This is a genomic window from Nocardia arthritidis NBRC 100137 (genome assembly GCF_001612765.1).
Classification (GTDB): Bacteria; Actinomycetota; Actinomycetes; order Mycobacteriales; family Mycobacteriaceae; genus Nocardia; species Nocardia arthritidis.
Genome location: NZ_BDBB01000079.1, coordinates 1 through 11,358 on the forward strand (window position 1 = coordinate 1; position 11,358 = coordinate 11,358).

The 11,358-nt window shown below is 70.9% G+C and carries 11 protein-coding genes, 1 pseudogene and 1 riboswitch; of the genes and pseudogenes, 6 read left to right on the forward strand and 6 right to left on the reverse strand.

What is annotated here, in order from left to right; translation table 11 throughout:
- Nucleotides 1-738, reverse strand: a pseudogene (locus NA8_RS31840) (ATP-binding cassette domain-containing protein); the annotation flags it as partial.
- 264 nt (nt 739-1,002) lie between these two features.
- Nucleotides 1,003-1,096: riboswitch (SAM riboswitch) on the reverse strand.
- Between the two features lie 384 nt (nt 1,097-1,480).
- Between NA8_RS31840 and NA8_RS31845 the strand changes: the two are divergent.
- Nucleotides 1,481-2,188: a hypothetical protein gene (locus NA8_RS31845; protein WP_063054000.1), complete on the forward strand. Its 708-nt coding sequence runs from the start codon at nt 1,481-1,483 to the stop codon at nt 2,186-2,188.
- Between the two features lie 3 nt (nt 2,189-2,191).
- Here NA8_RS31845 and NA8_RS31850 read toward each other — a convergent pair whose 3' ends face one another.
- The 5 genes from NA8_RS31850 to NA8_RS31870 form a co-directional block, all read right to left on the reverse strand.
- Entirely contained in the window at nt 2,192-3,382 is a 1,191-nt protein-coding gene (locus NA8_RS31850; protein WP_063054001.1) for a glycosyltransferase family 2 protein, read from the reverse strand.
- Between the two features lie 35 nt (nt 3,383-3,417).
- Complete coding sequence (locus NA8_RS31855) at nt 3,418-4,086, reverse strand: LppM family (lipo)protein (RefSeq protein ID WP_245664085.1); 669 nt, start codon at nt 4,084-4,086, stop codon at nt 3,418-3,420.
- Between the two features lie 194 nt (nt 4,087-4,280).
- Entirely contained in the window at nt 4,281-5,150 is an 870-nt protein-coding gene (locus NA8_RS31860) for a carotenoid biosynthesis protein (protein WP_084467240.1), read from the reverse strand.
- The gene (locus NA8_RS31865) at nt 5,147-6,712 is read right to left on the reverse strand and encodes a phytoene desaturase family protein (protein ID WP_063054002.1); all 1,566 of its coding nucleotides are present in this window, start codon (nt 6,710-6,712) and stop codon (nt 5,147-5,149) included. Before NA8_RS31865 ends, NA8_RS31860 begins: the two co-directional genes overlap by 4 nt.
- Nucleotides 6,713-6,719: 7 nt before the next feature.
- Nucleotides 6,720-7,331 carry a GNAT family N-acetyltransferase gene (locus NA8_RS31870; RefSeq protein WP_063054003.1) on the reverse strand — a complete coding sequence of 204 codons (612 nt, stop codon included), beginning with the start codon at nt 7,329-7,331 and terminating at the stop codon, nt 6,720-6,722.
- A 176-nt stretch (nt 7,332-7,507) separates the two neighbouring features.
- Between NA8_RS31870 and NA8_RS31875 the strand changes: the two genes are divergently transcribed.
- From NA8_RS31875 to ftsL, 5 genes are all read left to right on the forward strand, one after another.
- The gene (locus NA8_RS31875) at nt 7,508-7,948 is read left to right on the forward strand and encodes an SAV_6107 family HEPN domain-containing protein (RefSeq protein ID WP_039797092.1); all 441 of its coding nucleotides are present in this window, start codon (nt 7,508-7,510) and stop codon (nt 7,946-7,948) included.
- A 219-nt stretch (nt 7,949-8,167) separates the two neighbouring features.
- Nucleotides 8,168-8,578: an SCO2097 family morphological protein gene (locus NA8_RS31880; protein ID WP_063054004.1), complete on the forward strand. Its 411-nt coding sequence runs from the start codon at nt 8,168-8,170 to the stop codon at nt 8,576-8,578.
- A 401-nt stretch (nt 8,579-8,979) separates the two neighbouring features.
- A complete protein-coding gene (mraZ, locus tag NA8_RS31885; RefSeq protein ID WP_039797118.1) occupies nt 8,980-9,411 on the forward strand; it encodes a division/cell wall cluster transcriptional repressor MraZ in 432 nt (143 codons plus the stop codon).
- A 187-nt stretch (nt 9,412-9,598) separates the two neighbouring features.
- Nucleotides 9,599-10,573: a 16S rRNA (cytosine(1402)-N(4))-methyltransferase RsmH gene (rsmH, locus tag NA8_RS31890; RefSeq protein ID WP_063054005.1), complete on the forward strand. Its 975-nt coding sequence runs from the start codon at nt 9,599-9,601 to the stop codon at nt 10,571-10,573.
- Between the two features lie 127 nt (nt 10,574-10,700).
- Nucleotides 10,701-11,358, forward strand: a 658-nt coding sequence (ftsL, locus tag NA8_RS31895) for a cell division protein FtsL (RefSeq protein WP_063054008.1), incomplete at its 3' end; no start/stop codon positions are given.

The following is an 11,358-nucleotide window of genomic DNA, read 5'->3' on the forward strand; positions in this document are numbered from 1 at the left end:
GTGCACGCCGCCACCCGGTCGCGCCGCCGCGCACGACTGCCGACTCCGAACGCGCGCAACGGTTCTTCGATGATCGAGCCCACCCGCCAGCGCGGATCCAAGGAGGCGTAAGGGTTCTCGTACACCACCTGGAAGCGTTCGCGCAGCGCGCGCAGCCGCGATCCGCGCGCCTTCGACAGCGGTTGCCCGTCGAAGGCGACCTCGCCGCGATCGGGTTCGGTGAGCCGCAACGCGATCCGCGGTGGTGGACTTGCCCGACCCGGATTCGCCGACCAGCGAGAGGGTCTCGCCGCGGCTCAGTTCGAAGCCGACCCCGGCCACCGCGGTCACGCTGTCGCCCCCGCGCGCCCGGAATGTCTTGTGCACGAGCCGATCGGCGCGTTCGGTGGCGACGGCCAGATCGTGGGTGATCAGCAGCACCGCCGTGCCGCGCCGTGATCTGCGCGGCGAGCCGGTCCAGCACCGGCGCGCGACGGTCGCGTCGAGCGCGCTGGTCGGCTCGTCGGCGATGACCAGGTCCGGTGGACAGGCCAGCGCCGCGGCGATCAGCACCCGCTGGCGCTGCCCGCCCGACAGCTCGTGCGGGTACTGACCGGCCCGCAGTTCCGGCCGATCCAGTCCGGCGTCGGCCAGCAGTTCGATCGCCCGCGCCCGCGCCCGCGCCGCGTTGCGGTCGGCCAGCCCGTGCACCAGCAGTGCCTCGGCCGCCTGATCGCCCACGCGCCGGACGGGGTTCAGCGGGATGTACTGCGCGAAGGTCGGCCAGTCCCACCCGGGTTCGGTGGCCGGCCCGTGCACGAACTGGGCGAGCAGGATCAGCGTGACGGCACTGACCACCCAGCGCCAGGGGTGCCGGGTCTTGGCCACGGTCGGCGGGGTGCTGTACTCGGCGGCGTCCGGCGCGGGGACGAGTGTGCCGGTCGGGCCCGGTTCGCGCGCCGGGGTGGCGGCGCGGGGTGCGGTGTACGCACTCATGACGGGTCCTCGATGATCACTTCGGTTCCTCCATCGGTCCCGGCGGAAGCACCCGCACCCGGTGACCGGGGGGTTGCTGCGACGTCGACGAGCCAGGTCTCTCGGTCGCTCTGGATGGTTGGCGCCGAACCCCTGTCAACCGACGTCAGGGGCGAGCCGAATCATGATGCCCAGCAAGGGAAGCCTGGAACAAGAGAAGTAATCAGCGTGAGCGTAGACCTTGTCCACGCCAGTTGACCGGATCCTTGTAGTAACCAGGCGTGCGCTGCTTCGCCGAGGGGCGGTGTGAGCCTGTCGCGTTCGCGCGGACGGGCCTTCAGCGCCGGATGGCGGCGGTCCGACGCAGCATACGGCTATCGCCGGGGATGGGGAACGTGGTCGGCCCCGCGCAAGCCCGTTTCGGGCAAACGAGACTCGCCGCGAAATTGCTGTACGCAATCCGTGCTGTTGGAGCCGTTTGCCGGAGTACTGTGCCCCTCGATCGTTCCGCCGATGAGGAGGTTTCGTGATCATTTTGCGTCGTCTGACCCAATTGTCCGCTGTCGCGACCTGTTCGGTCGCCCTCGCGTTTGCCGGGCCGGGTGCCGCGTTCGCGGCTCCGGATGCCACGATTCCCGCGTTCTCCGATCCTTCCGCGCCGATCGCCGCCCCCGGCGACCTGTTCGGCGCCTATCAAACCGCGCTCGACGCGCTGCGCGCGCTCGGTATCCAGCCGTTCGCGTACCCGAGCGCATCGGCGTTCTGCCTGGACAACACCACGGCCGGGCTGGCGCCCGCGGTGGCGGGAGCCATTCCCGGGCCGTGGCCGAAGAACACCGTGCAGCTTCCCGGACTGGACCTCAGCGCCGTCAAGGCTGGGCAGGCCATGTTCACCTTCGTGCCCTATGGCCTCGGGCCGGACGGCGCGAACACCGCGGGAATGCAGGTGGCCTGGCTCAATCTGAGCAACGGACGCAGCGGAACGGCCGCCATGGGGCCGCTGACCGACATCGCCCGCGCGATGATCCCCGCTGCCGTTCCAGCGGACCAGCGGTCGGTGACCGAGCAGGCGATCCGGGACTTCCTCTTCGCGGCCCTGCCCATGGGCGGGGTGCGGGCGGTCCCGGTGGACACCGGCAAGGGCACCGTTCTCGCCGCGGTGTTCGGCACGGTCCAGAACGGCGCCAAGTCGTGCTTCTTCCTGCCGACGGTCGGAATCACCGCGGTCCCATGAGGTTCAGCCGTCGCGGCCCGGCGCCGCTGCTGGGAGCGAGCGCCCCTTCCAGTGCGCCGTGCCGCGACGGCGGGCCCGGTGCGAACGCGCCCACAGCAGCAGATACGCCGCCACCGACACCGGATGCGCGAGGGCGACCGGCACGTCCGCGCGTCCCAGCGGGCCGCCGGTTTCGGTCGAGCGGGCCAGCAGGCGCCCGGCGACGGCGGCGAGCCAGCCGATCGCGCCCGTCCGGCGGACCGCGCCCCTGCCGAGCACGGCGGCCACGGGCGGCACCCAATAGGCAAGGGCCGCAATGAGTCCCACCGCTGCTCCGCCCGCGATCGTGCCGTCGTAGGCCGACCAGAGCCAGCGAGTGTAGCCCGCGTCCAGGTCGGCGGCGCCGCGATACATCCTGGTGCGGGCCAGCTCTCCCGCGGCCACCAGAGCGGTGGCGTGACCGGCTCGCCGCAGCGTACGGGCGATGTCGAGGTCCTCGGTGACGCTCCCGGCCACGGCCGTGTGCCCGCCGACCGCGCGGTAGGCGGCGTTGTCGAACACGAGGAACTGGCCGCAGGCCACCGCCGTAGCGGGCCGAAGGCTCCGGTCGGCCATGGCGATCGGCAGCGTCGAGGCCCATGACCAGCACAGCAGAGGCTGGACCACGGCCTCCGCCACGGAATCGGCCACTTGCAGGGGCCAGGGCGACACCAGCGCGGCTGCGCGTGTGCGCAGCGCGCCGACCGCCGCGGCGAGCGCCGTGGGGGCCAGCCGCACGTCGGCGTCCAGGAAGATCAGCACTGGCGTCGACACCTCCTCCGCCAGCCGGACACATGCGGCGGCCTTTCCGGTCCAGCCGGGGACCGGATCGGATTCGGTGCGCAGCAGGGTGAAACGCGGGTCGTCGCCGATCGCCCCTCGAGCGGCGGCGCCGGTGTCGTCGGTGGACGCGTCATCGAGGATGCGCACCGCGAGGCGCGGTACGCCCACCTGCGCGCGCAGGTCACCGATCAGGGCGGGCAGCCGGTCGGCCTCGTTGCGCGCCGGGACGCAGACGGTGACGGGTTCGATCACCGTCGTCGGGGCATTCGTCAACCTCTGCACGGTGATGCGGTTGTATAGCGCGATGCCCGCGCCGAGCGCCGCCACCGCGGTGGCGAAGGTCGGCAGGATCGAGTTCGCGCGCAACGTCTTCGGCAGGTCGGCACTCACCATGGGGGCCACGCTATCGCGGCGCACCGACCTGCCGCTCAGCGATTCTGCGTCACCGAGCGCCACCAGCGGCTCAGAGAGAAGCCGACTTCCGGCGCGCCGGGCGGGGCGGGGTTGCGGTCCATGTACGCCATCGCCGCGACGATGGCCGCCACCGCGAGCGTGATGCCGCCCGCGATGCCCGCCCAGCCCGCGAACGAGCGGGTGTTCGGGTCGGCATAGCTGACCTCGGCGCGCAGCGTCGAGACATCACCGGCCGGCAGCTTCCAGGAGACCACGCTGTCGCCCTCGCGGCTGCCGTTGGTCTTGGCGACGCGGGCAGGGAAGGCGATGGTGAACTGAACGTCCGAGCCGTGCGGCGGCACGGATTTCAGATCGACCCGCCCGGTGAGGCTGACCAGGTCGCCGGTGCGCTGGAACTGCAACTGGAACATGCCCTGGGTCTGCTCGGACAGCTGCCCGAGCTGCTGCACCTCGCCGAAGGACAGGTCCTCGAAGAACACCTGGCTGCCGGTGTAGCCGTCCTGGGCGTACTGCTCCACCCGCACCTTGGCGGCCAGCGTCTCGGGCGCCTTCAGCTGCGGGCCCTTGTCACCGGGGTCGGCGGGCACCACGGCGGCGACGATCCGGCCGGACACCCGGTCGTTGGACGAGACCCCCATCGAGACCTGCACCCGCAGGCAGCCGGCGAGCATCGGCACCAGCATCGCCGCGAGCAGGACCACCGACGCGACACGCGCGCCGCGGCGTGGGGCCCGCCGCTGCGGGAGGTCCGGGACATCGGGCTTCGTGATGACGGGACTCGGCTGCACGGGTGACATCGTGCCAGGCCGGCCGCCCGGAATGAAACGCGCCAGTCGCAGCGCGCGTCGGCGCGCCGGGCGCGGGCCGCGGCGGCGGGTCAGCGGCGCGCGCGAGCCAGGACGACCAGCAGGGGAACGCCCAGCAGCCCCATGCCGGCGAAGCCGTATCCCGCCGAGGAAGGAAGGTCGAGGAACACCGCGTGGGCCAGCGCCGACCCGAGCCAGGTCCACAGGAACAAGGCCACCGCAGCGGTGAGCGCGATCGCGCGGCTCTGCGATCGCGGCGTCCGCACGGGATCCGGCGCCGCCCGCTCCCAGACCGCGAGCACCGCGGCCATCACGAGCGCGACGCCGAACCAGCCCAGGTAATTCGTCAGCGGAATCCAGTCCAGGCCGGGTAGTCCGGAATGGATATCACACCAGGTCCACTGCCCGTCGGCCACCATCTGCGGATCGAGGAACAGGTCCCAGCCCACCGCGCCGACCGCCGTCCACACGATCCGGGCGACCGTGCGCCGCGACAGCATCCCGGCCACCACCCACACCGGATAGATCCCGCCTGTCCAGGCCAGCGGGATGAGCAACGGCACCTCGAGCAAGGCCGGTCCGATCCGGTCGGGCGCGTACTCGTAGCAGCCGAACGGGATGCCCGTCGCAGTGCCGATCACCTCCGCCGTGAGCCCGATGCCGGAGACGATGGTCAGAAAGCCGACGGCATAGCGCAATCCCCTGGTCGCCGTCGCGTGCGCCAGCGCGGCGCCGGTGGACAGCAGTACGACCGCGACGGTGATCCGGTCGCGCCCACCGCCCGTGGTCAGCGGATATCCGATCTGCGCGACGATCGTCAGCGCCACGAGGACGAGGGGCAGCAGAAAGCTCGCCGAGCGATAGCCGGACAGCGGGCCTGCGGAGTGCTCGAGCGCGGCGGGTTCCGCCGGGGCAGGCGGCGGGTCGCCCGAGTCCGTCATCGTCGAAGCCACCGGGACAGCCCGCGCCGGTGCAGGTCGCGCAGTGCGAGGGCGGCGGCCGTGCGGCCGCTCGCGCCGGAGACACCGCCGCCGGGATGGGTGGACGCGCCCGTCAGATACAGCCCCCGCGCGCCGGGCACCCGCTGCCACGCCAGCTCGGGCAGCGGTCGCCAGAGCATCATCTGGTCCAGCGACATCTCCACGTGCATGACGTTGCCGCCGACGAGCCCGAGTTCGCGCTCCAGATCTACCGGCGTCTGCACGTGCCCGCGCAGCACCGTCTCCGCGAAACCGGGTGCGTACGACTCCACTTCGGCGATGATCCGGTCGCCCTCCTGCCGCGCGAGCTCGGCCCAGTCGGCACCGGAGGCCAGGCGGTACGGATGCCACTGCGCCCACAGCGACAACTGATGTTCACCGGGCGGCGCGATGGTCGGGTCCAGGGCGCTGAAGCTCATCGCCAGGACGACCGGTCGCGGCGGCAGGTCCCCGGCCAGCGCCGCACCGTGCGCACGGCGCAACTGCGCGCGGTCGGACACCAGGAATTGCAGGCCGTGGGCGGAATGCTCGATCGGGCTGCCGGGGTAGCGGGGCAGCGCCGACGTGGCGGCCCGCACCACCATCCCGATTCCGGGACCGACGCGGATGCGCCTGCGCCAGTCGTCGAGCACCGCGCCGTCGAAGCCACCGCCGCGCAGCAGCTCCAGCGTCGTCAGCACATGGCAGCCCGCGATCACGATGTCCGCGCGCAGGTCTCGGCCCGAGGCGGTGCGCACCCGCCAGCGGTCTCCGTCGCGGCGCAGTGCGGACACCGCGTCGCCCGCGGTCACCACCCCGCCATCGGAGCGCAGCCGCGCCACCAGGGCCGTGGTCAGCGCCCCGCTGCCGCCGACCGCGCGCCCCGGCGGCAGGGCGTGCATGAGCGCGGCGAAGCCCACCATCGGCGCGGTGCCCGGCTCGGACATCGGCGGCCCGGACTGCGCGCCGAACCACGCCAGCGACGCCTTCAACCGTTCGTCCTCGAAGCAGGCGTCCAGCAGCGCGTCGCCGGATTGCAGGAATTCCCGCGACAGAGCGCTGCCGCCGTCCTTCGCGTCCATCCCCCAGAACGATCGCACCAGCCGACCGGGCGTCGGTCCGCCGCCGAAGGCCCGCATCACCCGGGCGCTGCGCGGACCCCACGTCCGTACGAACCCACGGTAGGCGGCCGCGTCCCGCGGGCCGCAAGCCGCCGAGATCGACGCGCAGGTCGCTTCCAGGTCGCGATGGAACACGATCGCGGAGCGGCCCGCGTGCGCGGGCGTGAAACCCCAAGGGTCGCAGTCGATGTATCGCAGGCCGAAGCGGTCGAGTTCGAGTTCCTCGACGATGCCGGTGTGGCGGATCATGATGTGCGCCGACGAGCCGCGATCGACCCGATGGCCGGGGAACCGCTCGACCGTCGAGACGGCGCCGCCGAGGACGTCGTCGCGTTCGAGCACCTCCACCTCGTGTCCGGCGCGGGCGAGGTAGCATGCGGCGACCAAGGCGTTGTGGCCCGAGCCGACGACGACCACTGTCACGTGACCCTCACAGCGGCAGCCGCCTGCCGAGGATCGCGAACGGACGGTTGTCGCCCGCGAACACGAAATTGCGGACCACGTCGGTGAATCCCTGCCTGCGGTACAGCCGCCATGCGCGATTGTCCTCGCCGGTGACCTCGGGCGTGGACAGCAGCACGGCGCGCTCGGTGCGGTCGCGCAGCAGCCGTTCCAGCAGTGTGCCGCCGATGCCGCGACCCTGCGCGGCGGGATGCACATGCAGTTCGGTGAGCTCGAAGTAGTCCGACAGCAATTCGCGCGCGGAGTGTTCCGGCCAGCCGGAGCGCCGCATTCCGCTGTGCACCTGCTGGTGCCACCACTGGTGGGCGGCGCCGCGATAGCCGTAGGCGATCGCCACGATCGGGGCGTGGCGCAGATCGATCCGGCCGGAGTCGTCGGGCAGCACCGCGGCGACCGCCTGCCAGCCGGGCCGGGTGGTGTGCTCGGTCCACATCGGCGCGCGATGGTTCTCGGTCCCGCGCGGATAGTCCATGGCGGCCACATAGACCGCCAGTGCGTCGTGCAGCCGGGAGCGCAGAGCCGTCACCGAGAGGTCGACGACGGCGGGTGCGGGAGTGTGATTGGGCTTGACGGCGGTCATGGCTCTCGTCGGTCGCGCGGACGCGGAAGTTTGTCGGTGGGCGTCTCTATATTGAAGCTCAATTCAAACGTTCGAATACCTGTTCGGTCCGGGTGGTGCTGGATAGCGGTGGGGCACCCCGCCTCCAGTACGGGATACGGGCCAAGGTACGCGATGGTGGAGGGACGGCGATGTCGATGTCTGGTCGAGTGGAACATCCGGGCCGGCCCGGCAGGGCCGGCAAATTGCTTGAGCGCGCGGACGGGTTGCTCATGCAGGCGGCGGGGGAACGAGATCCGCGGGAGCGGTTCCGCACCGCCTATCTGGCGGCGTTGCGCGGCGCGGGCGCGGTGATCGCGCTCACGGGCGCCGACGCCGCACCCCGGGCGCGCTCGCGCAACGCGTGGGTGCTGATGCAGCGCGCCGCGCCGGAATTCGTGATGTGGGCCGACTACTTCAGCGCCCGCTCGGAGATCCGGGCGGCGCTGGAGGCGGGGCTGGACCGGAATGTCGACGAACACGAGGCGGACGAGTTCTCTTCGCGGGTGGCGGCATTCCTCCATGACGTGGAAGACCTCCTCGCGGCGTCGGCTCGGTTGCGGCCCGCCCCGGGAGTGACCGGCGGCATGACCGCTTAGTCGTGTGCTGAGGACGGACTACGTCCGACTGCGCCCATAAGGCGTACCTTCGCCTTCGCTGCGGCCGTGCGCGTTCTGAGGACGGACTACGTCCGACTGCGCCCATAAGGTGGTCTGGCCCTGATCGAACTCGTATCATTGGTGACAGATGGCCGCCAAGGTCGGCTATCTGTCGCCTACCCGGAGGCGACAGCCACGCCTAGTGCCGGGGGAGGTACCGTGCCACTCTCCGAGCACGAGCAGCGCATGCTCGAACAGATCGAGAGCGCTCTCTATGCTGAGGATCCCAAGTTCGCCTCATCCGTCCGCGGCGGACGGCTACGTTCGACCTCGAGTCGTCGCAGACTCCAGGCCGCGGCGTTGTTCGTCCTCGGCCTCTTCCTCCTCGTCGCGGGCATCGCCGCGCCCGTGAAGCCCGGCGGCTTCCCGATCATCAGTCTGATCGGATTCATCGTGATGTTCGGCGCCGGCGTACTCCTGTTGCTCGGCACCTCGAAGAACATCGCCAAGGACGATCGGTCCGGCGGTCAAGCGACCTCCGGTTCGGGCGGGCGAGGCCGGCAGCGGAAATCGGGCGGTTTCTCCGAGCGCATGGAGGATCGCTTCCGGCGGCGGTTCGAGCAGGAATAGCTCGCCCGTAGCCTGACAACTTCAGCACAACCGGCGACGCCGCACCGCGATGGTGCGGCGTCGCCGGTTCGCGTGTGTGTCCGACCACCTCTCGGATGATCTTCGAACCGGAGTCCCCCTTCCCCCACACCTCCCCACAAACTTCCCCCACCGCGCCCCCTCTCCGGGCGCACCAGAGCGTTTGCTGGGTGTTTTCGGGCGTTTGTCCCGGGGGGTGGCGCGTGTCGGAAGAACTCGCGAAAGTTCTCCACGGCGGTGATAGCTGGGGTGACCTGCGTAATCGTCTGGGTCGGGAGCCAGATCACCGCCTGTTTCGATTGAAAGTGGGGGAAAGTGGGGTAATGTGGAGCGCGCAGTACTGAAGGGCCGACCATCGAGGTGATCGTTAGGGAGGTATCGAGATGTTTCTCGGTACCTACACACCTCGCCTGGACGACAAGGGGCGACTCACGTTGCCTGCGAAGTTTCGAGACGATCTGGCGGGAGGGTTGATGGTCACGAAGGGGCAGGACCACAGCCTTGCCGTGTACCCGAAAGAGGAGTTCACCGCGCTCGCCCGGCGTGCCGCGGCCGCGTCTCGAAGCAACCCGCAGGCCCGTGCGTTCGTCCGGGCACTCGCGGCCGGAACGGACGAGCAGCGTCCGGACGCGCAGGGCCGGATCGTGTTGTCCGCCGACCATCGTCGCTACGCCAACCTGCAAAGGGATTGCGTGGTGATCGGTTCGGTCGACTTCCTGGAGATTTGGGACAAGCAGGCGTGGGAGTCCTACCTCGCCGAGCACGAGGAGGACTTTTCGCAAGCCAGAGACGAGTCGCTGGGCGGAATCTTCTAGCCGCGGGCGCACGAGTGCCACGCGGTCTCTGCCCGGACGCGGACCCTGACGTACTTCCCCGACGCCAGGTGCCGGAGTTCGGTCAGAGACCCCGGGGCATTCGTAATCCGTATCGAAAGCACTCTGTTATCAAGGCGACCCGTGTGGCGGTGCGCGACGACGCGAGGCAGGACTCCGGGAGGTCGAGGTGAACCGTGAACAGCGCGGTCCCCGCCATGTTCCGGTTCTGCTCGAGCGAGCCGACGCGCTGCTCGGTCCGGCCTTGGCCGAGCCCGGCGCGGTATACGTCGACGCGACGCTCGGTCTCGGCGGTCACGCCGAGCACTTCCTGAGCACCTATCCGGGCATCCACCTGGTCGGTCTCGACCGCGACACCACCGCCTTGAGGCTGGCCGGTGAGCGGCTCGCGCCGTTCGCGGATCGAATCACGCTGGTGCACACCCGCTATGACGGTATCGCCGACGCGCTGACCGAGGCCGGACTGCCGGCCATCGGTTCGGTCTCGGCGATCCTGATGGACCTGGGCGTCTCCTCGATGCAACTGGACGAGGCCGATCGCGGCTTCGCCTATTCCGTGGACGCCCCGCTGGACATGCGGATGGACCCGACCAGCGGACTCACCGCCGCCGACGTGCTGAACACCTACAGCCACGGCGACCTGGCCCGGGTACTGAAGACCTACGGCGAGGAACGCTTCGCAGGCCGGATCGCCGCCGAGGTGATCCGCCGCCGCCGGATCAAACCGTTCACCACCAGCGCGGAGCTGGTGGAGCTGCTGTACGCCACGATCCCCGCCGCGACGCGCCGCACCGGCGGGCACCCCGCCAAGCGCACCTTCCAAGCGCTGCGCGTGGAGGTCAACGGGGAACTCGACTCGTTGCGAGCCGCGCTGCCCGCCGCACTCGCCGCGCTGCGCGTGGGCGGGCGCATCGTCGTCATGTCCTACCAGTCACTGGAGGACAAGGTGGTCAAGCACGAGTTCGTCGCGCACACCGCGTCGAGGACACCGGTGGACCTGCCGGTCGAACTCCCCGGCATGGGACCGGAGTTCCGGATGCTGACCCGCGGAGCGGAGAAGGCGACCGAGCAGGAGATCGAAGACAACCCGCGGGCGGCGCCGGTACGCATGCGCGCCGCCGAGCGGATCCAGGAGGCGCGGTGATCGAGCAGTGCCCGGCGCCGCGTCGCGCCGGTCGGGTGCGGATGTGCCGCAGCGATGTCGGAGGCCGGATGAGACAGCGGCGCGCTGTGCTGATCCGGCGTCCCGGGAGGACAGAGGAGGGGAATCGATGAGCGTGCGGACGCGGACCGTCGAAGCGCCGAGCCGGGTCGCCCGGCGGGTCCAGGATGCCGAGCGGGTGAAATCCGGCGCGGCGCAGCGCGCCTACGCGAAGCGGCGCCTGCGCGCCGAAAGCGGTTCGGACACCGCGTTTCTGCCCACCGTGCGGCGCTCGGCGATGGCCGCGCGCATCCCGTTCGTCACGGCCATTCTCGTTCTGCTCGGCTGCGGTCTCGCGCTCACCTTGCTGCTGACCACCCGCGCCGCCGAAGACAGCTATCAGCTCGGCGACGCGCGGGCGACGAACCGGCGGCTGGCCGACGAGCGCGCGGCGCTGCAGCGCGAGGTCGAGGTCGCCGATTCGGCTCCGGAACTGGCGTTGCGCGCCCGGGAGCTGGGGATGATTCCCGCCAAGGACCCGGCCCGCCTGTTGATCGGGCCGGACGGCTCGGTCACGGTGATCGGCAAGCCCACCCCGGCCCAGGGCACTCCGGTGCCGCCGCTGAACGCCTCGCCTTCGGCGCGGTCGCCACAGGGGGAGCGGGTGGTTCCGGTCACCACCACACCCGGGGCTCCGGTGCCGGGCCGTCCGAGCAGCGGGCCGCAGAACAACGCTCAGGTGAACGCGGCGCCCGCGCCGGCCAGCCCGGTCCCGGCGCCCACCGCGG

Excerpts from the sequence above, each read along its gene's own strand:
- NA8_RS31850 (WP_063054001.1), bottom strand. The coding sequence starts at position 3,382 with ATGGTGAGTGCCGACCTGCCGAAGACGTTGCGCGCGAACTCGATCCTG.
- NA8_RS31855 (WP_245664085.1), bottom strand. The coding sequence starts at position 4,086 with ATGCTGGTGCCGATGCTCGCCGGCTGCCTGCGGGTGCAGGTCTCGATG.
- NA8_RS31860 (WP_084467240.1), bottom strand. The coding sequence starts at position 5,150 with ATGACGGACTCGGGCGACCCGCCGCCTGCCCCGGCGGAACCCGCCGCG.
- NA8_RS31870 (WP_063054003.1), bottom strand. The coding sequence starts at position 7,331 with ATGACCGCCGTCAAGCCCAATCACACTCCCGCACCCGCCGTCGTCGAC.
- NA8_RS31875 (WP_039797092.1), top strand. The coding sequence starts at position 7,508 with ATGTCTGGTCGAGTGGAACATCCGGGCCGGCCCGGCAGGGCCGGCAAA.
- mraZ (WP_039797118.1), top strand. The coding sequence starts at position 8,980 with ATGTTTCTCGGTACCTACACACCTCGCCTGGACGACAAGGGGCGACTC.